This is a genomic window from Bdellovibrio svalbardensis (assembly GCF_029531655.1).
Lineage (GTDB): Bacteria > Bdellovibrionota > Bdellovibrionia > Bdellovibrionales > Bdellovibrionaceae > Bdellovibrio > Bdellovibrio svalbardensis.
Window position 1 is genome coordinate 103,186 of sequence record NZ_JANRMI010000001.1, and the last position, 22,155, is coordinate 125,340.

At 45.3% G+C, this 22,155-nt stretch carries 24 protein-coding genes and 3 tRNA genes; 16 read left to right on the forward strand and 11 right to left on the reverse strand.

Annotation, left to right across the window (positions count from 1 at the left end; translation table 11 throughout):
- From hpt to NWE73_RS00560, 14 genes are all read left to right on the forward strand, one after another.
- On the forward strand, positions 1-519 hold the full coding sequence (gene hpt, locus NWE73_RS00495) for a hypoxanthine phosphoribosyltransferase (RefSeq protein ID WP_277576307.1): 519 nt from the start codon (positions 1-3) through the stop codon (positions 517-519).
- 434 nt (positions 520-953) lie between these two features.
- On the forward strand, positions 954-1,142 hold the full coding sequence (locus NWE73_RS00500) for a Flp1 family type IVb pilin (RefSeq protein WP_277576308.1): 189 nt from the start codon (positions 954-956) through the stop codon (positions 1,140-1,142).
- Between the two features lie 28 nt (positions 1,143-1,170).
- Entirely contained in the window at positions 1,171-1,353 is a 183-nt protein-coding gene (locus NWE73_RS00505) for a hypothetical protein (protein WP_277576309.1), read from the forward strand.
- Between the two features lie 2 nt (positions 1,354-1,355).
- Positions 1,356-1,607, forward strand: coding sequence for a TadE/TadG family type IV pilus assembly protein (locus tag NWE73_RS00510; RefSeq protein WP_277576310.1), 252 nt, complete (start codon positions 1,356-1,358; stop codon positions 1,605-1,607).
- A gap of 8 nt (positions 1,608-1,615) precedes the next feature.
- Positions 1,616-2,284 carry a hypothetical protein gene (locus tag NWE73_RS00515; protein WP_277576311.1) on the forward strand — a complete coding sequence of 223 codons (669 nt, stop codon included), beginning with the start codon at positions 1,616-1,618 and terminating at the stop codon, positions 2,282-2,284.
- Positions 2,278-2,799 (forward strand): hypothetical protein, encoded by a 522-nt coding sequence (locus NWE73_RS00520; RefSeq protein WP_277576312.1) that lies wholly within the window; start codon positions 2,278-2,280, stop codon positions 2,797-2,799. The genes NWE73_RS00515 and NWE73_RS00520 overlap by 7 nt, the downstream gene beginning before the upstream one ends.
- A gap of 8 nt (positions 2,800-2,807) precedes the next feature.
- Positions 2,808-3,728 carry a Flp pilus assembly protein CpaB gene (gene cpaB, locus NWE73_RS00525; protein ID WP_277576313.1) on the forward strand — a complete coding sequence of 307 codons (921 nt, stop codon included), beginning with the start codon at positions 2,808-2,810 and terminating at the stop codon, positions 3,726-3,728.
- 40 nt (positions 3,729-3,768) lie between these two features.
- Complete coding sequence (locus NWE73_RS00530; protein WP_277576314.1) at positions 3,769-5,295, forward strand: BON domain-containing protein; 1,527 nt, start codon at positions 3,769-3,771, stop codon at positions 5,293-5,295.
- Between the two features lie 59 nt (positions 5,296-5,354).
- A complete protein-coding gene (locus NWE73_RS00535) occupies positions 5,355-7,574 on the forward strand; it encodes an ATPase, T2SS/T4P/T4SS family (RefSeq protein ID WP_277576315.1) in 2,220 nt (739 codons plus the stop codon).
- Positions 7,575-7,577: 3 nt separating this feature from the next.
- Positions 7,578-8,453 (forward strand): type II secretion system F family protein, encoded by an 876-nt coding sequence (locus tag NWE73_RS00540; protein ID WP_277576316.1) that lies wholly within the window; start codon positions 7,578-7,580, stop codon positions 8,451-8,453.
- A 62-nt stretch (positions 8,454-8,515) separates the two neighbouring features.
- Positions 8,516-10,168, forward strand: a complete 1,653-nt coding sequence (locus NWE73_RS00545; RefSeq protein WP_277576317.1) for a DUF6531 domain-containing protein — start codon at positions 8,516-8,518, stop codon at positions 10,166-10,168.
- A 13-nt stretch (positions 10,169-10,181) separates the two neighbouring features.
- Positions 10,182-10,457, forward strand: coding sequence for a DUF2059 domain-containing protein (locus NWE73_RS00550; RefSeq protein WP_277576318.1), 276 nt, complete (start codon positions 10,182-10,184; stop codon positions 10,455-10,457).
- Between the two features lie 240 nt (positions 10,458-10,697).
- On the forward strand, positions 10,698-10,889 hold the full coding sequence (locus NWE73_RS00555) for a hypothetical protein (protein ID WP_277576319.1): 192 nt from the start codon (positions 10,698-10,700) through the stop codon (positions 10,887-10,889).
- Between the two features lie 248 nt (positions 10,890-11,137).
- On the forward strand, positions 11,138-11,326 hold the full coding sequence (locus tag NWE73_RS00560) for a hypothetical protein (RefSeq protein ID WP_277576320.1): 189 nt from the start codon (positions 11,138-11,140) through the stop codon (positions 11,324-11,326).
- 21 nt (positions 11,327-11,347) lie between these two features.
- Here NWE73_RS00560 and NWE73_RS00565 read toward each other — a convergent pair whose 3' ends face one another.
- The 3 genes from NWE73_RS00565 to NWE73_RS00575 are packed head-to-tail and all read right to left on the reverse strand — an operon-like array spanning position 11,348 to position 13,230.
- Positions 11,348-11,608, reverse strand: a complete 261-nt coding sequence (locus NWE73_RS00565) for a hypothetical protein (RefSeq protein ID WP_277576321.1) — start codon at positions 11,606-11,608, stop codon at positions 11,348-11,350.
- Positions 11,595-11,987, reverse strand: coding sequence for a response regulator (locus NWE73_RS00570; protein ID WP_277576322.1), 393 nt, complete (start codon positions 11,985-11,987; stop codon positions 11,595-11,597). The genes NWE73_RS00565 and NWE73_RS00570 overlap by 14 nt, the downstream gene beginning before the upstream one ends.
- Positions 11,988-12,030: 43 nt before the next feature.
- A complete protein-coding gene (locus NWE73_RS00575; RefSeq protein WP_277576323.1) occupies positions 12,031-13,230 on the reverse strand; it encodes a hypothetical protein in 1,200 nt (399 codons plus the stop codon).
- Positions 13,231-13,307: 77 nt separating this feature from the next.
- Here NWE73_RS00575 and NWE73_RS00580 point away from each other — a divergent pair, with 77 nt between their 5' ends.
- On the forward strand, positions 13,308-14,930 hold the full coding sequence (locus NWE73_RS00580) for an outer membrane beta-barrel protein (RefSeq protein ID WP_277576324.1): 1,623 nt from the start codon (positions 13,308-13,310) through the stop codon (positions 14,928-14,930).
- 75 nt (positions 14,931-15,005) lie between these two features.
- Here NWE73_RS00580 and groL read toward each other — a convergent pair whose 3' ends face one another.
- The 7 genes from groL to NWE73_RS00615 form a co-directional block, all read right to left on the reverse strand.
- Complete coding sequence (groL, locus tag NWE73_RS00585) at positions 15,006-16,652, reverse strand: chaperonin GroEL (protein ID WP_328517221.1); 1,647 nt, start codon at positions 16,650-16,652, stop codon at positions 15,006-15,008.
- A 96-nt stretch (positions 16,653-16,748) separates the two neighbouring features.
- Positions 16,749-17,051, reverse strand: a complete 303-nt coding sequence (gene groES / locus NWE73_RS00590) for a co-chaperone GroES (protein WP_277576325.1) — start codon at positions 17,049-17,051, stop codon at positions 16,749-16,751.
- Positions 17,052-17,180: 129 nt separating this feature from the next.
- Complete coding sequence (locus NWE73_RS00595; protein ID WP_277576326.1) at positions 17,181-17,750, reverse strand: hypothetical protein; 570 nt, start codon at positions 17,748-17,750, stop codon at positions 17,181-17,183.
- A gap of 117 nt (positions 17,751-17,867) precedes the next feature.
- The gene (locus NWE73_RS00600; protein ID WP_277576327.1) at positions 17,868-18,455 is read right to left on the reverse strand and encodes a hypothetical protein; all 588 of its coding nucleotides are present in this window, start codon (positions 18,453-18,455) and stop codon (positions 17,868-17,870) included.
- Positions 18,456-18,694: 239 nt separating this feature from the next.
- Positions 18,695-18,770 (reverse strand) — tRNA-Asn (locus NWE73_RS00605).
- Between the two features lie 75 nt (positions 18,771-18,845).
- Entirely contained in the window at positions 18,846-19,307 is a 462-nt protein-coding gene (locus tag NWE73_RS00610; protein ID WP_277576328.1) for a hypothetical protein, read from the reverse strand.
- 109 nt (positions 19,308-19,416) lie between these two features.
- A tRNA-Arg gene (locus tag NWE73_RS00615) sits at positions 19,417-19,493 on the reverse strand.
- A gap of 144 nt (positions 19,494-19,637) precedes the next feature.
- On the opposite strand from NWE73_RS00615, the gene NWE73_RS00620 reads away from it, so the two are divergent.
- Positions 19,638-19,728: transfer RNA gene (locus tag NWE73_RS00620), tRNA-Ser, on the forward strand.
- Positions 19,729-19,808: 80 nt separating this feature from the next.
- Here the strand turns inward: NWE73_RS00620 and NWE73_RS00625 are convergent.
- Positions 19,809-22,151 (reverse strand): phosphoenolpyruvate carboxylase, encoded by a 2,343-nt coding sequence (locus NWE73_RS00625; protein WP_277576329.1) that lies wholly within the window; start codon positions 22,149-22,151, stop codon positions 19,809-19,811.
- Positions 22,152-22,155 lie beyond the last annotated feature (4 nt).

Here is a 22,155-nt window from a genome sequence, read left to right on the forward strand (position 1 = left end):
ATGGCACAGCTTAAAGATCAAATGGTTCCTTTCCTTACGCGCGAAGAAATTGACGGGCTTATCTCTGAGCTTGCAGAACAAATCGAAGCTGATTACGACGGCAAGGAAGTGATCTTCATCTGTCCACTCCGTGGTTCTATGCATGTCACGGCTGATTTGATGAGAAAAGTGGATCTTCCACAGCAAGTCGACTTCGTTCACGTTCAAGCGGTTGAAAAAGGCGGAGCGATCAAAATCGTTAAAGATATCTCTGTAAACATCGCTGGAAAGCACGTTTTGATCGTTGAGGAAATCATCGATACTGGCCGCACTTTGAGCTTCCTAAGAAGCCGTTTGTTCGCTTCAGCTCCAGCTTCTCTTAAAATTGTCACTTTGCTTGATAAACCCGCTCGCCGTGAATTGCCGATCAAAGCTGATTATATTGGTCAGACTATTGATGATCGCTATGTTGTGGGTTACGGAATGGATTCTGAGGAAATCGGAAGAAACTATCCAGATATCTATACTTTGAAGAACTAGTCTGACTTACACTCCGACTCCGTCGGAGTAGGCGTTACGAAACGACGACGTTCACGACAAAAAGTACGAGAACACAAAAAACATAAAGAAAAACTACTTGCTTCGGCATGATGAGGGCTCCTAGTTCTGTAAATTAGGCGCTCTTAGGACTTTCGTCAACACTTGTAAGAATTTACGTTCACTTCTTCACATTCCACACTGGACCTCCCCACCTTAGGTCCAAACTCGAAAAACTCAAAATACACCAGACCACAAGAGTTGCGCTGGCAAATAATTAGACAAGACCTTTGACGAGAAATCTGAGTGTAAATAAGTTGGCCGCTTCAGATCCCTTTTCTTTCTCAAAATAAGACACCGTTCCAGTCACATTCTCCCTCGTATGCCCTCAAGAGAATCCCCGTTTGAGCCGATAAATTCTGAAAGGGGGAACATCCATGAAGAAGTTCAAGAACTTTTCTAAGAAGCTTTTTAAAAATCAATCAGGTCAAGGTGCTACTGAGTACATTCTTTTGCTCGTAGTTGTCGTAAGCCTAGTGATGATTTTCAAGAAGGATATTCAATCTGCTGTATCTGACAAAATTGGTCAGCTTAAAGACGGCATGGGCCAAGTCAACGTTCAGTAATTTCATTAGCTTAAGAAGCTGAGGATAAATGACCATAGAGTATGTCCTGTTGCTTTTTGCAGTGTTCTTCATCGGGCTGAAGGTTTTTATCTCAGCCCCGGGGAAAGCATTCAAAGAGTCAGGACCACGAATGGCCGCTCGAGTGGAAGCCCATCTGGAAACAGGTGGTGGCTTTACTCCCAAAGGCCAACGTAACAAGTGGGAAGAGTGAGTATGAAAAGCACTCTGCAAAACCAACGTGGTCAATTTGTTATCGAAGCTGTTTTGCTAATGGTGGTGATGCTTGGAGTTTTTATCGCGAGCATGAATACACTGCGTGAAGGAAAATATCTGGCAAACCTGATCGAACGCCCCTGGGCCGAAGTTCAAGGAATGCTGGAATGTGGCGTTTGGGGCCCTCCTTCCAAAGCATGTAAAACATTGCCCGGTCAGCTAGGAAGACAAGTATCGCTGAAACCTAACTAAGGTGGATAATGAAGGAACAAGGACAAGGTAGAAAGATCATAGGAAATTCGCGCGGAATCATTTCCGTCGATTTCATTTTTGCACTCACTCTGTGTGCAGGTCTTTGTATTGTCCTCTTCTCACTGACTTTTACTTTGGCTATGGCTGAAGTTGGTCAATATATAACTTTCTCAACAGCAAGAGCTGCATCCGCAGCGCATGAAAATCCTGAAAAGCAAGCCTTAGTGGGAAAGGATAAGTTCAATGAACTTATCAATCGTCCGGTTCTAAAAGATCTATTCGCAAAACCGGATGGAAGCTGGTTCTTGCTTGGAACCACGCAACCAGGAAGTGCGCCCAAAGCGGATATCCGCGGCGGCTTCGAGGGTTCTGATTTTTCAAACGAATACAGCAGCGTCAATTCAGAGGAAATTCCTCTGACTGGGGCCCGCATCGTTTTCGTACCTCGCCTACTCAATATTAAAATCGCCTTCTTGGGAAGCACCTCATCAGATTCTGATACCGGTTTTTCTGCAAACTTGACGGCATTCATGATTCGCGAGCCCACTCAAGCTGAGTGCTGGGCGCAAATCAAACAGCGTAACGACGCTATACTTAGTCTTTCAAATACAACTTATAAAGCGATGGGCGGAGCTACTTCGTCCAAATACATTCCTATGGAGGACAACGGATGTTAAAATCTAAAAAGTCCTCCCAGAGAAATTCACCACTAAATAATGAAAAAGGAATGGCGATCTTTGAGATGATTCCAATCATCGTGATTATCGTATTACTTATTAATTTCTCGCTGGGATTCTTTGGAGCGGTTCACACCGGCATCATGAATTCAATGGCTGCGCGCAACTATGCATTTAGCACTTTCAATCATCGCGCAAATTTGACTTACTTCCGCAGCACCAGAAATGCAGATATTCACTACAAAGCCTATGGCATGCGTATTCATGGAACTCGCGATGAAAGCATGAACAGTGGTGACAACTGGGCTGCGACTAAAAGAAAAATCGACTTCTTTGACTTCAAAGATCGTCCAGCAGTCGAAGGTGGCAGTGCGGCCCATAATAATCAAGTGCCGACTGTCTGTGATTTCAGTGCTCAAGGTTGTACAAACCCCAGGAATGATAGGGTCAGTGTAAGTCCTATCTGGATTAAATCATCATATGGCATCTGCTTGAATGCAGCTTGTGGAACTTAGGGAGAGCTATGGGACCGAATGACACACGAAATTTATGGCTTTCGATCGGAGCAGGAGTCTTCGCGACCTTCCTGTTATATAGCTATTCTCAAGAGAAAAAAGCTGAGTACGATAAACGCTTCGGCTCTACAAAGCGTGTCGTGGTCGCCAAAGACGATATTGCCGAAATGCAAACGATCTATGATACAATGGTAGAGACCAAAGAACTTCCTGCTGACTTTATTCAGCCTGAAGCGATCACCGTCCCTGATGAAATCATCGGTAACGTGGCAGCTGTTCCTATTCGTAAAGGACAGATGGTTTTGAAAAATAACTTGCTGACTCCAGGACCTGACACGGGGATTGCGTTGCAAGTGGCGCCAAGTAAACGCGCCATCGCCATTCCGGTGGATGAGGTGCGTGCGGTGGCAAAAATGATTCGCCCTGGTGACCGCGTTGATATCTTCGCCGCTGTGGACAGTGGCAAAGGTGTAAATCAAAAGCGTGAAGTCTTCACGATGATGAGTGACGTTGTGGTTCTTGCTACCGGCGTGAGTGTTGTGAACAACATTCCACGTATGTTCGAACTCGATGCCTCTGGAAAAAATCTCAGTCAGATTGCGCTGACTGGTGATACCAAATATACGACGATTACTGTGGAAGCGACTCCCAAAGAGGCTCAGGATTTGTTCTATATCCTGTCAACAGCTCCGGGAAATCTCTTCTTCGCTTTAAGAAATCCTAGTGACAGAACTGTCCCGCCTCGCATGCCGAGTTCGACGTCAGATTCTGTAGCTGGAAGACCGGTTGTTTCTTTGGAGGGAGCTCCGCCAGCGGCTGTGGCTCCACCAATGATGCAGCAACCGGCTAGACCCGCAATGGCTCCAACGATGCAACAACGTACGGCACCTCCACCAACACAACGACCGGGTGGATTTCACACTTTGTAGTTCTGGTTTGTTTTAGGGGAATGTTAGTTAAGGGGGACTTATGAAATACGAACTACTCATACTAAGTTTGCTTCTTAGTCTGAGCGGAAATACGGCCCGCGCTGAGGATGATCTCACTGCGGATCCAACTGTTTCTGTCTCTGAAGAATCCGGCGGATCCTATCGCTCTCGCAAATTCTTAAGTCTTACTCTTGGCATTGAACATGACGAGAAGCTTCCCCCTATTCCAAACGAAGTGGAGTTCCGTGGTGACTTCCGTCGTATCGTGACAGCGGCTTATGCCAAGGATCTCAATGTCATTCGCTTCACTCCCAAAGCGGATGGCTTTGCGACTCTGACTATTCATGACAAAAAGAATGGCAAAATCGTTGCCGAGTACCGCATCGACATCAAGAAAAGCAAACTCGATAAAGTGGTCCGCGAAATGCGCGCCCTTCTGGGTGATATCGAAGGTATTAATATCAAAATCGTAAATAACAAAGTTGTCGTTGACGGCCAAATCCTTCTCCCTAAGGATTTAGCGCGCATTTACAATGTGGTTCAACAGTTCGGTGATCAAGCTTCGTCTTTGGTGACTTTAAGCCCTCTGGCACAAAAGAAAATTGCAGAATTCATCACTCGCGACATCAACAATCCTGAAATCGAAGTTCGTGCCGTGAATGACAAAATCATTCTTCAAGGCTGGGCAAATAGCGATGACGAAAAAGTTCGCGCAGAGATTATTGCAAAGACTTACCTTCCCGACATCGTCATTGAAGCGGCTGAAGAAAAAGGTGTGATCAAGAAACGTAAACCGGCAAATGATGGCGTGATCAATCTTATTCAAGTCAAAGAAGCGGCTCCAAAGCCACCTTCTAAAATGATTCAAATGGTTGTTCACTATGTAGAACTGAATAAGGACTATTCGAAAGCGTTTAAGTTCCAGTTCACTCCTGAACTTGCTGACAACTCTCAGCTTACTGTCTCCAGTGGCGGCAGCGCTGCCGGCGGTGTGGTAAGTTCACTCACTGGTGTCGTTTCCAATCTCTTGCCTAAATTAAATTGGGCAAAACAACATGGTCACGCTCGTATTTTACAAAGTACTAGTTTGATTGTTGAAGATGGCAAAAAAGGTGAAATCAAACAGGTGACGAACCAACCGTACGCGGTGATCGGTCAGAATGGAACTCAGGGAACTGCCTTCGCCGAAGTGGGTATCGTGACAACCATCACGCCAATGCTTTTGGGTGAAAAGTCAGGTTCCGTGCATATTGATATGGCCTTTAAGGTCAGCAGTATGATCGGTAGCACGCCAGCGGGTGCTCCAATTACCAGTAATAATGAGATGACAAGCTCCGTGATCGTGCGTGACCGTCAAAGTGCGGCCGTGGGCGGTCTGATCCGTAACTCTTCAACCACTGGGTACAATCGTCCAGCTGGTCAGAAGAATCCGATCATCAGCTTGTATGCCTCTAAAGAGTTCGCGAAAGATCAAAGCCAGTTCGTGGTGTTTGTGACTCCAGTCGTAAAGACTTCAGCCAGCGCCGGAGCTGAACAGATCAAGAAGAAGTTCCGTTTACGTGATTAGGGCCTAAGTCTCGTATAAAGACAGTGCACGCCGGCCGATAAGGAAGACGGAGGTCCGCATTGGCTATCAATCCTAATTGTAATCTCATCGCTGTTGTTGGTGGTAAGGGAGGCGTCGGTAAGAGCGTCTTCGCTGCTAACTTTGCCTGTGCACTTATGACTGAGCTCCGCACTCAGGTTTTGCTTGTCGACGCTGATTCAAAAAGTGTCGGCGACCAAAACGTGATCATGGGTTTGAAACCCGTCAAAACTCTTAAAGAACTTTCAAGCTTCCAAGGCTCTTTGAATTCACAGCCGATGAACACTCTGGTGACTATGCATCCTTCGGGACTTGCCTACGTCGGAGCAGTTCGTGGACCTGAAGAAAGCATGAACATCGCGCCGGACATGCTTGGCAAACTCCTTGATTTTTTCAGTCGTGCATTCAAATTCGTCGTTGTGGATTGTGGTAACGATCTAGGCCCTGCGCAAATGGCGGTCCTTCAAGAAGCGACAGCCATCATGATCGTGACTACACCAGAGGTGCTCGTCGTGACTCAAACTCAGCGTTTGATTAACGAGCTTCTTTCTGCAACTTTCCCTAAAGACATGTTCCAGCTTGTGATAAATAAAGCCTCTCCAACGGGTCTTTCTCCTCAAGCAATTTCCAATCAATTGCAATTGCCGTTCTTAGGAATCATTCCTCAAGACGAAGCGACCTCAACAATGGCGATGCAAAAATATCAACCTTTCGTTTTGGCAGCTCCCAAAGCTCCCGTAACGGCTGCATACTTTGATCTATCAAGAAAGCTTACGGGCGGAGTCATTCAACGACTCAAAACTCTCTCTCGTCCAAAGCCGGCTCCCACTGTCAGCGCGGAAGGCGGCAACGCCGCGGCTCTTCCGGGGACTGCGGGAATGGATCCACGCACGATCCTCAAAATTCGTATTCATAATGAACTCATCCGAACAGTCGACCTTAAGAAGCTTCTTATGGACACCAAGGATGAGAACAAAGAAAAAGAGATTCGCGAAAAAACCAAACGTGAAATCACTTTGATCGTGGATAAAGAGGCTCCAGATACTGCGCGTGAAGAGCGCTCAAAAATTATTAAAGAAGTGCTGGAAGAAGCGCTGGGCTTGGGTCCTTTGGAAGATCTGCTTGCCGATCCAGCTGTCTCTGAGATCATGGTGAATGGTTATAAGAAAATCTTCGTTGAGAAAAGTGGTAAGGTGCAACTCAGCCCGGTCTACTTCACTTCGAATGATCATCTTCGTCGTATTATTGAGCGTATCGTGACCCCACTCGGCCGTCAGATCAACGACTCGACTCCCTATGTGGATGCGCGCTTGAAAGATGGTTCCCGTGTGAATGCCGTGATCGAGCCTTTGGCCATCGATGGCCCCGCTCTAACAATTCGTAAATTTAAAAAAGGCGGAATCACGCCTGAAAAATACATCGAATACGGAAGTATCACTAAGAACATGATCGACTTCCTTCGCATCTGTGCTGAAAACGGTTTGAACATCGTTATCTCTGGCGGTACCGGTTCAGGTAAAACATCTTTGCTGAATATGATGTCTTCATTCATTCCTTCGAATGAACGTGTTATCACTGTCGAGGATGCGGCCGAGCTGCAGCTTCAACAGGAGCACGTGGTCCGACTAGAGACTCGCCCAGCTTCGATGGAAGGCACGAACTCAGTCACGATCCGTGACTTGATTAAAAATGCCCTGCGTATGCGTCCTGATCGTATCATCGTGGGTGAGTGCCGTGACGGTGCCGCTCTAGATATGCTTCAAGCCATGAACACGGGTCATGATGGTTCAATGACCACTACACATGCCAACAGTCCCCGTGAATGTATTGCGCGTCTGGAAACTCTGTGCTTGATGTCAGGTATGGATCTTCCAATCCGCGCGATTCGCGAACAGATCTCTGGCGCGGTCAACTTGATTGTTCAGATCTCGCGTCTTTCTGATGGTAGCCGTAAGATCCTGAGCATCACTGAAGTTGCCGGAATGCAGGGCGAGATCGTGACTTTGGCGGAAATCTTCCGTTTCAAAGAAACTGGTTATGATAAAAATCGTAAAATCCAAGGTGTGTTCCAAGCAACTGGTACAATCCCTAGCTTCATTCAAAAATTAAGCGACAAGGGTGTTGTCATTCCGCGTGAGATCTTCGCCAATGACCCAGCCGCTGCGAACCCAGCCCCTGCAGCAAAGGCAGCAGCTCCAAATATCGCTGCACCGAAGATGCCGGGAATGCCAGGAGTCACACCTCCTAAGAAGGTGGGATAGACTATGCGTTTTCTTTTTAACGAATGGATTATGATTCCTCTTTTCGGTATCTGCGTTTTCGTGATCATTTTGATGTGGTCCGAGAAAGCAATCACATGGCTGCATAAGCGCAGCCTTGGTCAAAGAGAAGAAGTCGTCAAAACACTTCGTTTGATGGGCAATGATGTTGACGAAAAGAAAATCACCATCATGATTTTACTTATGAGCTTTGGTGTGGGCGCCTTGGCTTTCCTGCTCTTCTGGCCAAATGTTCTTTTAGGAGTTGTGTTTGGCGCAGCTCTGACTATCGGAGGCTGGCAGCTTCCCTTATTGCTTGTTCGCTTCATGTATGAAAAACGCTGCTCCGTCTTCACAGATCAAATGGTGGATGGACTTACTATTATGGCAAACGGTATTAAAGCCGGTTCCAATCCACAAGAATCCATGAAGCGCGTGGTGGAAATCATGGGAAATCCCATCAGCCAGGAGTTCTCACAAGTTCTTTATCAAATGCAAGTCGGTGATAGTTTTGAAAGTGCATTGAGTGATTTGGGAAATCGCATCCCTCGCCCTGATGTGCAGATGTTTGTAACCTCTATCAATATCCTGAAAGAGACCGGCGGTAACTTGGCCGAAACTTTCCAGACCATAGTCACGGTCATTCGTGAAAGACAAAAGGTAGAGAAAAAAATTCAGGCTTTGACAGCACAAGGGCTCATGCAGGGAATCATCGTGACCATGATCCCGTTTATCTTGATGGGCGTATTTTTAATGGTGGATCCTAATTTCATCAAACCCATGTTTACCACAACCCTTGGTCTAGTGTTGTTGTTCGTGATGCTGGCTCTACAAATTATCGGTGGCGTGGTTATCAAAAAGCTTGTTACCATCAAAGTGTAGTTTATCAGTTTCAAGCATGCACTTTGGTTTTAACTGAAGTAGTTACTGAAGAGGTAGAAATAATGAAGAAGACTCTCTTGGCGATCGCAGTTCTTTTTTCTGCGCAAGCGCACGCGCTTGTCGACATGAAAAATGCCAACTATTCGAATACCTGGATTGATATGGATGTTCCAGGCAGCGGATACGATTTGAAAATCGTTAGGACTTACAACAGCCGCTCACTCTTCAATGGTATGTTCGGCTTCGGCTGGTGTTCAGATTTTGAAACCAGCATGGAAGTAAATGCCGAAGGCAACTTGAAGGTGAAAGAATGCGGAGGCGGTCTTGAAGTAACTTTCTCTCCTCGTGAAGTCAGTCGTAAAGATGTCGACAACACGATCAACGCCATCGTTGCTAAAATGAAGGCCGAGAAAAAAGTCGGCGTGACGGAAGCTTACATCAACGGCTTGAAAACTCAGCTCGTTGAAGACGATAACGCCCGTTCAGAGTTGGCAGCCAAGTACGGATTAACGGCGCCAGTTAAAGAAGGGACGAAATTCTATGCAAACGGTCGCGAGGTCGAGCACTTTGTCTTCAATAAGACTTACTACACCCGCAATCTTCCAGATGGCAGCGCTCAACGCTTCAGTCTTCAAGGAAAATTGACTCATATCTACGATAAAAACGGGAACTTCCTGAAATTTACGTATGACAAGGATTCGATTGCTCAACTGGAAGACAACAATGGACGTCGTTTGGCTTTCAAATATTTCCAGAATAAAAAAGTTAAAACTATCACGGGTCCAAACGGCCTCATGGCTGAATATAAATTCGCCAACCTGGATGACTTGGCTTCTGTAAAGAATGCCTGGTTGAAGACATATACTTACGAGTACGATGATCTTCACAATCTAACCAAAGCTTCTTGGCCAGATAAAACTTTTGTCGCTTTGAAATACGACAAAAAGAATGACTGGGTTATCGGTTTCGCAGATCGCGATAAGTGTATCGAGTCTTATAAGTACGAGTTCGCGACAAATGATCCTAAAAATCACTATTGGTCGACTGTTAAGAAAGTCTGCGGCAAAGAAACTATCGCAGATAATAAGTACGAATTCTGGCATCAACAACGTGCTGATGGTCAGTTCTTCCTACAGCGTGTTATGACGTCAGTAAACGGCAACACTACGGATATCACTTATCACGAAGTGTTCGGCAAACCGACTTCTATCCGTCGCAACACAGATCGCATCACTTACGAGTACTTCCCAGACGGACTTGTGAAGGTAAAAGCGACAGCAGCAATGCGTATGACTTACGAATACGATCCAAAAGTTAAGAAGGTCAGCGAAGTGACTTCGGTCTTCTTCAACGCGAAGGGTGCAAAAGTAGCCACCAAGCAAACGAAGTTCCAATACGATCCTAAAGGAAATTTGGCGTTTGCTCAGAACACTGACGGTCAAAAGATTTCAATGACTTATGACAATCGTGGCCGCATCGCAACGATCACTGATCAAGCGAAGAAGGTTGTGAAGATCGAATACGAAGAACGCTACGGCAAACCAGCAGTAGTGACTCGCCCTGGCTTGGGCACCATTCAGGTTTCTTACAAACAGAATGGTGAGATCAATAAGGTCGACAGCAAAGAAGGTCCTTCAGTGGCAATGCAAGTAGCCAGCACATTTAATAACTTGCTAGATATTATCGCTCCAGCTACGGCTGAGCTTTATCTGTAAGGAAGGTGACTGTATGAAAAAGATTTTAGTTGCTGCAACAATCTTAGTTTCTTTAGGTTCGGCCTTCTCTGCATTTGCACAGGAATCAAAACGCTCAGTAAACCCTGGCGAAGACCCGAATGAAGCAATGACCTCACAAGGTGCCGCTGTTGCCACTGTTGGCGAGTGCAAGGAGTGCTTGGCTCGTCTTAAACATATGCGCCTCAGTGATCCTACAGCTGCCCAACCTGCAACTGGCTCAGGCCAAAACCAAGGCACTGGAAGCAAAGCCAACGAAGGTACAAACTAATCAGACGACCCGCAAAAGGTGCCAGGCACCTTTTGCTTCACTCGGCGAGTCAGATTGTCTAGTTATTATTCACAAGATGAACACAAAAGGGCTCAGGACAACCTGGGCCCTTTTCTTTTGCGCGAATCACACCTTAAATACCCGAAATCTGACTGATTACGTCTCAGACTGAGACACAATTCATGGCATGAGCGATGCAATACCTCCTATTGAAGATTAATTACACTCAAAGGAGTCCCTATGAAACTTGCTAAAATTCTAATGGCTGCTGTTGTGCTTGCGTCTGCATCTATGTCATTCGCAGATCCAAAGTGCGCTCACAAGGAAAATGGGTCTTTGTTCGCATCAACGAACCCGGTTATGAAGGCTCGTTCATCGACAACTTCTCCGACTGTTCCTGTAAGAGCCCACTCTAACGGCGCAGTTAAATAATTTGAAAATGCCCCCAAAAGGAGAGTGGCTTCCCCCCCAATGGTCGCTCTCCTTTCCCTTTTGTCTACTCCCTTATCAGGAGCGGAACGAAAAGCGCGCGTGACGGCATTGGCCTTCTCAGTCTGAGAAGACATCTCTCTAAGTTGTTGATTTGACGACTTGGCAATCTCATTGTGATTCACAAAATCTGGCACGGGCGATGCAATACCCTCTTGTGTACGACGAACAAATACACACTAGGAGCTCCCATGAAAATCACTCAAGCAATCATCACAGTAACAATCCTAACAATCGCTTCAACTTCTTTTGCTGGTTCTAAATGCTCACACATGATGAGTTCACAAGGTAACAGCCTTTTTGCGCATACTGCAGCAGCCCCTGTTTCAGCACAAGGTTCCACAACTGCAACTACAGCAGCTCAACAAGCTGTTAAGTAATCACTACCTTAGGCAAAGTAGTTAGCGAATAGCCTTTTCGTGCGCACCTTCTTGAAATCCATCAACGGTGCTAACCACGCCATCTTTCACATGACCACTCAAATTTTTCAAAGCCATTGCGCCACCAGCCGCTGCACTCTGAATCCATTGAGACACTGTCGAATGTTGCAGCCATCTGAATGAATGGCTTTCAATTGAAGCTCCGCCCACTTTGACCTGCATCAGCACAATCAACAAACAAGTAAAGGCGAAGGTTTTAAGAACGAATTTAAGTTCTTCCATGAGTTGTTTCCCCTTGGTGCGGTAACACTTTATCAATAGCTTTTAAAATTTGATCTTTAGTAAATGGTTTCGTGAGATAGGCATCGAATCCCGCCTCTTTAGCCTTCTCGATAAGATCCTCATTGTCGATGGTAGAACATCCGATGATTTTGGTTTCAGGGGCGAATTCCTTGATGGCTTTTGCAGCCTCAATGCCATTCTTCTCTGGCATGACCATATCCATAAATACAAGATCGGGAAGGGTGGATTGAATGAGCTTAACAGCCTCTTCGCCGTTCTCAGCTTCTCCCACGCACATGCCACCGGCAGAGGTCACAATATTTTTTATGAGCTCACGAAGGAAAGCGGCATCGTCGACAACAGCAAAACGTATCTTCATCCGCTTCAGTATAGGTATTTAAACTAACTTTGGTGAGTGGATTTTAATGACCCCAACGATAGCCTAGGTTCATCAAATACATGGTATTCGTCACACTCACACCAGAAGGTATTAATCCCGTACTTGAGTCTGGCAAAGTCGCAGAACCGGTAAAAAGATTTTTCTCTGAAGTAACACCCAGGCTCCAAATCATCTGACTGTGGCGAGAGAACTTCCATTCTCCACCCACATCAAATCCAATGCGCGTGTTTTCGTCTGTAGAACCAGAACTGACATTCACTGCGGTCGCTGACTCTGAATGTTGTAAACGCGGGAAAAAGGTGCCCCCCACGGTCCAAGCATAGCTCATTGAAGTAGGGAAACGACCTTTTAGGCCCACACCAACACCAGAGGATTTAATGCGAGGATGCATGGTGCTGTCTTTTGAAACTTTGAAATTGTTATCGCTGTATAATACCGAAAATTCCAATGAATTGGATTTGCGGGATACTCCAAAGAACTTCCTAAAGTTAAAGCCCAGATCTAAATTTTCATATTTGGCAGAAACTTTTGAGTGATTCGCATCATCAATATCCCCGCCGAAAGAGAATAAAATCTGTCCACTCACACCAATCAAAGGAGTAAGCCAGACATTGGCTTTTAGTTTCAAAGCCTCAAAGAAATTTTGGTATTTTCTGAATGAATAGTTCGACGAGGAATCGTTATAACCTAATAACGGAGAAAACTCGACTTCAACTTTGTTGTTGCGAATATCATCAGGATGAATTTCCTGGCGATAGTAATCATAGACCTTTTCGGACTGACTTGAAAAAAGCGACTCCGCCTGCTCGGAAATACTCGGCTCTTCCACATCTGCGGCAGCCACCGTGACTTCGGATGCCTTTTGATCTTCAATTATTTTCTTATCCGCGACAGCTTTATCCTCAACAACTTTTTTTTCCGCCGTCTTCTGCTCTGCCAGTTTCTTTGCCTGAATTTCTGCAGCCACTTTTGCCTCGGCCGCTTTTTCTGCCGCCAACTCTGAAGGAGTTAGCAATCGAACCTTCATTCCGTCCGCATCCGTCACTGGCTTGGATTCTTCACCTTCAACAGAGGAGGGCTTACGAGAGGACTTTGCAGATTTTGAGGACTTATGAATCTCATAGCGACCCGTAGAGAAGCCTTCTAGACTAGACTGCGCAAGAGCGTAAGTGCCACTAAGGAGAGTCACAACTGAAAATAGAATCGAAACAGAAGATTTCATGATTTTTATTTCGGCTCTCGGTCTGAATTACTTGATGTCAAATTGACGAGTTTTCATGTGCAAGGCACAATTAAAACATGAAATCATTCCTTCTTAGTTTTAGCCTCGTGTTGTCTAGCATTTTCATGCCTCTTCATCTGGTCCAGGCCCAAGCAAAGAACCCTACGGGCGGCCAGACCAATGCCCAGAATACATACATCAGCGCTGTCGATCAGGATTTAGCAATTAAATCTCTCGTGCTCGTACCCACTACGGACAACGTGGGAGGCATTTATGCAAAGCCCATCGACGAAGAATTGCGAAAGCTTTTGAATGACGACAAGCAGTGGTCTCTTTCAGAGTTTCCCAAAGATTTGAAAATCAAATCAGAACTTTTGGATGAACACCCGGAGGACGTTAAAAAAATTCTTCAAGCAGGTGCTTCTGAAGCTGCGCTTACCTCCAAACTTATCAAAGGTCCTCGCGGTATCTCTATCACGTTGACTCTTTTTGTTGGTCGAGAAGGTCTACCTCTGCTGCAGGAAAATATTGCTGACTATAAAGGTTTTGAAATCGGTGATATCAAATCGCAAGTTGCAAATCTGTTTATGAATTTGAAAAATCGCATGCCTTTCCGCGCGACCATCCTGAGCCGTCGCGGCCAGCAAGTGACTTTGAATTTAGGTAGCAATTATGGTCTTAAATCCGGCAACCGGGTCTCCGTCGTGCAAATCATCAAGATCAATCGTCATCCAAAATTAAATTTCATGGTCAGCACTGACAAAGAAGTTCTTGGTAGAGTAAAGCTGTTCAAAGTTGAACCTTATCTCAGCTTTGGTTATGTCGAACTCGAAAAGGAAAGCGGCGTCATTGCAGTTGGCTCAAAGGTAATGCCGGACGAATTCGTAAAATACTCTCTTCCAGTTACCACCCCGTCCGGCAAAGTCATGCAAGACATCACTCAACGTCCTGACAAGGACGTGGCCTTCGGAGATGAACCGAAAGAGTGGGTTCCGGAGTCGGCTCCACAATTTGGTAAAGTGGAATTAATGGCGGGATTTTCAAACTACACCCAGAACGCCAAACTCCAAACGGCGGGATCCATCAGCGGCAGCAACAACCTGTCTCCTAATATCCTGGTCCGAGCAGAACTCTGGATCAATCCAGAATGGTTCGTTGGTGTAAACCTTAGACAATCTGTTTTCTCGATCGACAATGGCTACTCGGGATCCTCTCCCGGAAAACTCAATATGTCGGTGAGTCAATACGGGGTCAATGGTGGCTATAACTTCCTGCTCAGCAATGATTTTTTTGGTCCGAAGATCCGATTGAATGCTGGTTTCTCTTCAACAGATTTTAAGGTGGATGACAGCACACCAACGGCCTTCACATCTATGAAGTACAGTGGCTTGCTTTTGGGAATCGAGGGTCAGTTCCCTCTTTCTGATGAGCTCCCTATTGATTTGGGCGGTAAGTTTGATCTTTACGTAAACCCCAGCTTAAGCGAAAGCAAATCCAGTGGAGCTTCTTCCAGCAACACTATCAACGCCTTTAGCTTCTTCATGGACTATCGCTTAAAAACAAGATTCAAAATCAGAGGCGAGTTGCTATTTGAAAATTACAGCTCAAGCTTCAGCGGAGCTGGCCAGCGCAGCGATCCTGCTTCGAGCATCAGCCACAAGATGACCACCCTCATGGGCGGTATTCAATATTTGTTCTAGACAGCTTTAGAAAATAAAAAAGCCTGGGGTTTAAATCCCAGGCTTTTTTTCTTAGCAGTTAGGCGGGCGCCTGAATTACATCATATCGCCCATGCCACCCATTCCGCCCATACCGTGGCCGCCGCCAGCAGGCATAGCAGATTCTTTCTTAGGTGCTTCAGCGATCATAGTCTCTGTAGTAAGCATCAAAGAAGAAACAGAAGCTGCATTCGTCAAAGCGCAACGAACAACTTTAACTGGATCGATAACACCGTCTTTGATCAAGTCAGTGTATTCGTCAGAGTAAGCGTTGAAGCCCCAAGAGATTGATTTGTTTTGAAGGATACGATCCAAAACAATCGCGCCATCCAAACCAGCATTTGCTGCGATTTGACGGATAGGCTCTTCGCAAGCACGTTTGATGATGATTGCGCCGAATTGTTCGTCTTCAGAGAACTTAGTTTTATCAACTTTAGTAGAAGCGCGAAGCAAAGCAGTACCACCACCAGCAACGATACCTTCTTCAACAGCTGCGCGAGTCGCGTTCAAAGCGTCTTCTACGCGGTGTTTTTTCTCTTTCATCTCAACTTCAGAAGGAGCACCAACGTGGATAACAGCTACGCCGCCAGCCAATTTAGCCAAACGCTCTTTCAATTTTTCTTTATCGTAGTCAGATGAAGTTTCTTCGATCTGAGCTTTGATAGCGTTAACACGTGCAGTGATGTCCGCTTTTTTACCTGCGCCATCAATTACAGTTGTGTTGTCTTTGTCTACAACGATGCGTTTCGCAACACCAAGATCAGCAACAGTCGCTTGCTCAAGTTTCAAACCGATATCTTCAGAGATCACTTTTGCACCAGTCAAGATAGCGATGTCTTCAAGCATAGCTTTACGACGGTCACCGAAGCCAGGAGCTTTAACCGCACAGATATGAAGAGTTCCGCGAAGTTTATTAACAACCAAAGTTGCCAATGCTTCACCTTCAACGTCTTCAGCGATGATCAACAATTGACGACCTTGCTTAGCAACGCCTTCAAGAATTGAAATCATATCTTTCATAGAAGAGATTTTTTTGTCGTAAACAAGAACGTAAGCGTTCTCAAGAACCACTTCCATTCTTTCTGCGTTAGTTACGAAGTATGGAGACAAGTAACCACGATCGAATTGCATACCCTCTACAACTGTAACTTCAGTTTTAGCAGTTTTAGATTCTTCGATAGTGATAACGCCTTCTTTACCAACTTTATCCATAGCGTCTGCCAACATTTGACCGATTTCTTTGTCATTGTTTGCAGAGATCGCACCAACTTGTGCAACTTCGTTAGAACCTTTTACTGGTTTCGCCATAGTTTTCAATTCGTCGATAACGATAGCTACTGCTTTGTCGATACCGCGTTTGATTGACATTGGGTTGTGACCTGCAGAGACAAGTTTCGCACCTTCGCGATAGATCGCTTGAGCCAAAACAGTAGCAGTTGTTGTACCGTCACCGGCTTCGTCATTGGTTTTAGAAGCAACTTCTTTAACCATTTGCGCGCCCATGTTTTCGAATTTGTTTTCCAATTCGATTTCTTTAGCAACAGTCACACCGTCTTTAGTGATCAACGGTGAACCGAAAGATTTGTCGATAACGACGTTACGACCTTTAGGTCCCAAAGTTACTTTTACTGCGTTCGCAAGAGTGTTCACACCTTTCAAGATGTGTGCGCGAGCGTCTTCTGAGAAAACTAATACTTTAGACATGATTTACTCCGTTATCTGATTCACTCCGACTTCGTCGGAGTAGATAAGTTTAATTATTTTTTCTAGTTAAACTGTGTTCGACTTACGTCGAAGCAGCTAGTTGAAAACGCCTAGAATATCTTCTTCGCGCATCATCAAGTATTCAGCACCTTCAAGTTTCAATTCTGTACCTGCGTATTTGCTGAATAGAACTTTGTCGCCAACTTTAACTTCCAACGGAAGAACTTTTCCGTCTTCAGTGATACGACCTTTACCAGTCGCGATGATTTCGCCTTTTTGTGGTTTTTCTTTTGCTGTATCAGGAATGAAAAGACCGCCAGCGGTTTTTTCTTCTTCTGCCATTCTGCGAACTAGAATTCTGTCGTGAAGGGGACGAACGCCGATTTCACTCTTAGCCATGGTATGCCTCCGTTAGTTATTAACGGAGTTAATATGGATCGGCTGCGATAGGAGTCAAGGTCAGGTGCCTTAAATTTTTTTGGGTCTGAGGTCCTAATGCCAAGCGTAAATTTAATGTTATTTTGGGGACTACTTAACTGGATCTTTTGCCACGTTCGCCGCACTAGCAGGCAAATCCGCAGCGTGGGCTCCAAATACTGAATTCGCATAAGCTGTCATCAACTCTGCGACTTCATCCGGAGACAACTTTCCAGCCACTTCCTGAAAGGCTGCTTTCTTGTTTTGCACCTTAGTAAGATAACCCACGAAATAGTCGGTCACCGTCAAATCGTTAGCAACATCAAGATCATACTGTTCCGCGCGCAAATCCTTCTCAAGCTTCTCTAAAGCCAAATCACGAGATGCCACCGCCTCAAGGCCATGAGTTTTTCCAAGATTTGGATCGGTGCCTTGAGCGACCCCGCGACTTTGTTTGCGTGATTCGATTTGCGTTTTAAGCATCATCACTTTGCCCTGGGCATCCACGACCAGTTCGTGTTTCCATTCACGGTAGCTTTTTACATGAGATGCGGGATTGGCAGCAACTGCTGTAGGTTTAGCCTGAAGAGTAAGGGCCGTCGGGGACTGCGCTTGTGCTTTTACGGTGATCGCGGTTAACGCAAGGAATGCGATCAAAGGCAGTTGCTTTACTAGGTTCATTAGGTCCTCCAACAGACGTCAGCTATCCGGAGCAGTGTGTTACAAACCCCGTGCCTGTCAAAAGATGACTCAAATGCAATATATAAGCTTTAAAGAGTGATTAGGAGCCCTTTTGTGTCAGTATGAGCCGTTCATGGGCGCCGAAGACGACTCGCAAAAAGGAACATCAAAATTACCGCCGACTTCAGTGCGACCCGTGTTTTCGGCTTTGAAATCGCCTTGAACGGACCCCTTCACGCGGCCATTTTTAATACTGGTCACACGGATCTCACCCTTACTGGCAACCATGTTATTGCGATAGTTCGAACTCTCTGTCAGATCAGAGAAAATAATGGCAGGAATTAAGCTGAATGGATCACCCGGATCAATCTTTCCTGTGCTGACTTTGTTTTCAGAGTATAAACGAATCTGAAAAGTGGATCCAAAATGCTGTTCACAAGGAGCAGCATAAGACTGATTCCAAAGTTTAATCTCTAAATAGCGCTTTCCATTTCGTTTAAAAACAGAAGCGCGGCCGTCTACAAGTTTCCAGGCACGCCCATTCACAGATCCCTCTGCAATATTATCAAAAACTGGCTTCTCAGCGGGCGGAGGTGGGACAGGTGGTTGCGCTGCAGGATTTGAATAATCCGATGCCTGACAGGCCAACAAAGAATAAAAAGCAAACAATATAAGACATTTAGCAACGCACTTAGAGTATTTCATCTAACCAAAATCCTATCTAAATGCAGGGACGCGGACAAGTTGTATTAATAAAGTAACTTATCTTTCGTTTAGAAACTCAGTCCATTTTGTTCCTAATGCATTCGAAACACAGAAACCCAATGTCAAAAGAGGTACCCAAAGCCCGTTAGAATATTAAAATTTTGATTTTACAGAGCCAGAAAATAAAAAAACCAAGCTTGTGGCTTGGCTTCTTCTTCATCCTCATTTTTTTAAAAAAATGGCTCAGGAGGAGGGACTCGAACCCCCGACCCAGCGGTTAACAGCCGCTTGCTCTACCGACTGAGCTACTCCTGAACATCGGTGAGAAACTAAATTAGTGGTTCGGGTCTTTCTTGTCAAACGAAAATCTGCCCCAAATCCAGGCCATTTTTATGGAGCCGTCGAACTGTTTAAACGCTGTAATGATTTTTCTAACATCGGGGAGGTAAAAGGCATCTCTTGAACGCGAAACAAACCGCCCTCTTTGGCTTGCTCGAGGACTCTCTCGTCTTTTTCTCCCTTTCGCACTACCAGACGACGAATAAATACGGCCTGAGACAACTTATCAGCTGTGACTCCACCAATCATCGTTTCGCAGAGTGAACTGATTTCAGCGGGATCCTGAATAGTTTTAAGAATAGATCCGTCATCTTTCAGAATTTCCATCTGAGTGGTCTTTTCAAAGCACCAATTTAAAGGACGGAGATCACTTCCCAACAACAAAGAGATCGCGTTATCTGGATCATTAGATTTTTGAGAAAATTCTGGGGATTTTAAAGTTTTAATCCCGTAGATGACGGCGCCTAAGGCCACCACGAGCATCACGACTTTCAATAATAACTTAGTATTCACGCATCCCTCGCAGCTTAAAAAGAGATTGTGATCCCGCGAACGAAATATCGCAAGTATTTGATTTTGTATGCTTTTTAAAATTACCTGGGGGATTTTTTAGGGGAAAAAATGGTGCACTCGAGAGGATTCGAACCTCTGACCACTTGATTCGTAGTCAAGTACTCTATCCAGCTGAGCTACGAGTGCACTGTGAAAGAGAAGTATTTCTAAGCTGCGGTCAGAGAAAAATCAAGCATTCTTACCAAAAATTGCAAAAAGCACCTGGCCAAACCCTTGATTTGGGTTCCCCGATATGGCACCTTGAACCCCTAGTCGATTTATATCGACCGCGGAGAAGTGGGAGAGTGGCTGAATCCAAGCGTTTGCTAAATGCTCGTACACCAAAAGTGTACCGAGGGTTCGAATCCCTCCTTCTCCGCCATTTTTTCTTCAAAAAAATGCAAAGTCGGCACAAAATATCGAAAAAATCTTATTTTTGAGCTCTATTTCGACTCGCTCGCTTTAACCAGTCGTCAGCATTCCACTAGCCACACCTGTGACAGTTTCCCGAAGCAATCTAATATCCTTCGTTTCAAGCGCAATCAGCTGAAGGACGTTCAAAGGATGTATCAGCGGGGAGCGAAGCGCGATGCTGGTTTCAAGCCATGGGCGATACCACAAAAGACTTTTCTCGCCAGTTATCTCGCGCACACACCGAATACTTTGAAAGTACTCCTCGTGAAATTTTCTTTCAAATTTATCTATAACAACATCCGAAAGTTTTGATGAATGAAGATACATCGAGAAAATATCGAGCTCAATTTTCTCTAGGGTAAAACCCAAGACTTTGACATAAGAACGAAACAGAGCCGATTCATGAAATGCCTTTTTGAATTTTACCTTTTGTGCCGGCTTCAAGGTCCTCCAATAAGAACCCACACCCCACCAACTTGGGAACAACGCCCTTGTTTGTGTCCAGCAAAGAACCCAGGGAATCGCACGCAAATTTTTTATCTGCACAGCCCCTTGTCGCTTCGCTGGTCGTGAACCAAAGCGCAAATCTTTTAAGAACGCGTAAGGGGTTCCGTGTTCAATCAAATCCAAGAAGTCAGGATCTGCTAACATTCCCTGATAGGATCCTTGAATAGCAGCAGCCAAATCTGACAGCACCGATTGAGTCTGACGGCTTTGCGCCTTACCTTTTTTTCGAGCCCGCTGGTCGCGGGTTTGCGTGATAAGATCAATCTGCCTTTGCAACAGAGATGTCGACGTATAATTGCGGTAGATCACCTCACCTTGAATCGTCATCTTCACTGTAGACAAAGCAGAGGCTGGCCACCACTCCGTTTGCTCCTGAATAGAGCCGCCCCCACGCTCTACACTTCCACCAGAACCGTGGAAAAAAATGGGTGTTAATTTATATTTCTGAATCACGTTTTCCAGCTTACGAATCGCCGACTGAATCAGAAAACGAGAGGGAAAGGATCCATTTTCCTTTGCGGAATCAGAGTATCCCAACATCACTTCGAATTGCGCATTCCACTGTGCTTTAATCAAAGCGGAATTTTTTTTAACCTTTAAAAGCTCTTCGACAATGTCCGACGCATTTTCCAAAGAATGAGCACTTTCGAAAAGAGGCACCACCGGCAGTTGCGCTTGGCCTAAATATTTCTCAACAAGCCGAATGCCCGCGACAATATCCTGGGCTGATTCGGTTTGGCTAAGTACAAAGCCTCGCACATAATTTCGGGGATCATGCTGAGGGGAAATTTTCGCCAGCTTATCTAACATCCGCGATATATTCATTTTCTTGCGAGCATCTTTAAGAGCTTCATGGACCAAAGAGGAATCTTCGCGAATCTCTAACGGAACGACCAAGGCTGGAAAAACCTTATAGATCTCCAAGGCGCGCGAAAGATACCTGCTCGTCCCCGTCGTGTTTTCTAGAAAGGCTTTTTCGAGTTCCAATAGATTTTGTCGCAGCTGATGAACTTTCTGCGAATCCTTTTCCAGAATCACTTTTAACTTCGGCAAGTTCCGTTTCAAATCTTTGGTTGCCGCTACCAATTCGCGGAATTGCTTGCGATCCACCGTTGCTGACTTTGCCACAGGAGTGAGTTCGCCCAAGAACAAATCCAAGGAATGCATCAGCCAAGTTAAGATCATCGCCCGAGAACGCTGCAAACTTCCCAGCATTGTTTTTTCATCAACACCGGGATGGCCATCTTTATCTCCCCCAACCCAAGTACGAATATAGAATGGCAACTTTGCTCTTCTTTGCTGAAGATACAAATTAATAGACTCATTCTGCAGGGCGAGAGAATAGACATAATCGGCCTCGTCCATAACCGTGGGTTTGCGTTGTTTGGAAATTGGAATCTTCCACGCCAGACAAAGATTTTTATGCAGCTCCGAGGCATCCTGTGGCGTTGGATTTTTAAGATGCTCGACCAGCAGATTTTGAATTTTTTTAAAAAAGAAAATGATATCAGGATTGCGTGATTCTGTAGGGTGCGCCGTCAACACGTGAATGATTCGGCCAAAATTGTGTTGTTCTTTATCCGGTGTGAACTCTTCCTGCAGCCTGTGGATGCGATAAGCCGCCTCACAGGTATTGATCACTTCCAACATCAAGGCAAAGGCATGAGCGATATAGAATTGCTCAGTGGAATCAAGTTTTGCAAGATCCGCCTTCAGCTTAAGAAGGCCCCGCAAGCTATTGCCTTCAGATGATTTTATATAACGACGGATTTTTTCAATTCGATAAAAAGACTTTTTTCCAAGTTCAGATTGTATCACCCGCCCCAGCTCGGTAACGGACCAATCCACAAGATGGGTAAACTCGGGGGATAACTTCTTTTGCATACAC

Bases quoted from the DNA above. Each gene is read 5' to 3' on its own strand.
- hpt (WP_277576307.1), top strand. From the start codon at position 1: ATGGCACAGCTTAAAGATCAAATGGTTCCTTTCCTTACGCGCGAAGAA.
- NWE73_RS00500 (WP_277576308.1), top strand. From the start codon at position 954: ATGAAGAAGTTCAAGAACTTTTCTAAGAAGCTTTTTAAAAATCAATCA.
- NWE73_RS00505 (WP_277576309.1), top strand. From the start codon at position 1,171: ATGACCATAGAGTATGTCCTGTTGCTTTTTGCAGTGTTCTTCATCGGG.
- NWE73_RS00510 (WP_277576310.1), top strand. From the start codon at position 1,356: ATGAAAAGCACTCTGCAAAACCAACGTGGTCAATTTGTTATCGAAGCT.
- NWE73_RS00515 (WP_277576311.1), top strand. From the start codon at position 1,616: ATGAAGGAACAAGGACAAGGTAGAAAGATCATAGGAAATTCGCGCGGA.
- NWE73_RS00520 (WP_277576312.1), top strand. From the start codon at position 2,278: ATGTTAAAATCTAAAAAGTCCTCCCAGAGAAATTCACCACTAAATAAT.
- cpaB (WP_277576313.1), top strand. From the start codon at position 2,808: ATGGGACCGAATGACACACGAAATTTATGGCTTTCGATCGGAGCAGGA.
- NWE73_RS00530 (WP_277576314.1), top strand. From the start codon at position 3,769: ATGAAATACGAACTACTCATACTAAGTTTGCTTCTTAGTCTGAGCGGA.
- NWE73_RS00540 (WP_277576316.1), top strand. From the start codon at position 7,578: ATGCGTTTTCTTTTTAACGAATGGATTATGATTCCTCTTTTCGGTATC.
- NWE73_RS00545 (WP_277576317.1), top strand. From the start codon at position 8,516: ATGAAGAAGACTCTCTTGGCGATCGCAGTTCTTTTTTCTGCGCAAGCG.
- NWE73_RS00550 (WP_277576318.1), top strand. From the start codon at position 10,182: ATGAAAAAGATTTTAGTTGCTGCAACAATCTTAGTTTCTTTAGGTTCG.
- NWE73_RS00555 (WP_277576319.1), top strand. From the start codon at position 10,698: ATGAAACTTGCTAAAATTCTAATGGCTGCTGTTGTGCTTGCGTCTGCA.
- NWE73_RS00560 (WP_277576320.1), top strand. From the start codon at position 11,138: ATGAAAATCACTCAAGCAATCATCACAGTAACAATCCTAACAATCGCT.
- NWE73_RS00565 (WP_277576321.1), bottom strand. From the start codon at position 11,608: ATGGAAGAACTTAAATTCGTTCTTAAAACCTTCGCCTTTACTTGTTTG.
- NWE73_RS00570 (WP_277576322.1), bottom strand. From the start codon at position 11,987: ATGAAGATACGTTTTGCTGTTGTCGACGATGCCGCTTTCCTTCGTGAG.
- NWE73_RS00575 (WP_277576323.1), bottom strand. From the start codon at position 13,230: ATGAAATCTTCTGTTTCGATTCTATTTTCAGTTGTGACTCTCCTTAGT.
- NWE73_RS00580 (WP_277576324.1), top strand. From the start codon at position 13,308: ATGAAATCATTCCTTCTTAGTTTTAGCCTCGTGTTGTCTAGCATTTTC.
- groL (WP_328517221.1), bottom strand. From the start codon at position 16,652: ATGTCTAAAGTATTAGTTTTCTCAGAAGACGCTCGCGCACACATCTTG.
- groES (WP_277576325.1), bottom strand. From the start codon at position 17,051: ATGGCTAAGAGTGAAATCGGCGTTCGTCCCCTTCACGACAGAATTCTA.
- NWE73_RS00595 (WP_277576326.1), bottom strand. From the start codon at position 17,750: ATGAACCTAGTAAAGCAACTGCCTTTGATCGCATTCCTTGCGTTAACC.
- NWE73_RS00600 (WP_277576327.1), bottom strand. From the start codon at position 18,455: ATGAAATACTCTAAGTGCGTTGCTAAATGTCTTATATTGTTTGCTTTT.
- NWE73_RS00625 (WP_277576329.1), bottom strand. From the start codon at position 22,151: ATGCAAAAGAAGTTATCCCCCGAGTTTACCCATCTTGTGGATTGGTCC.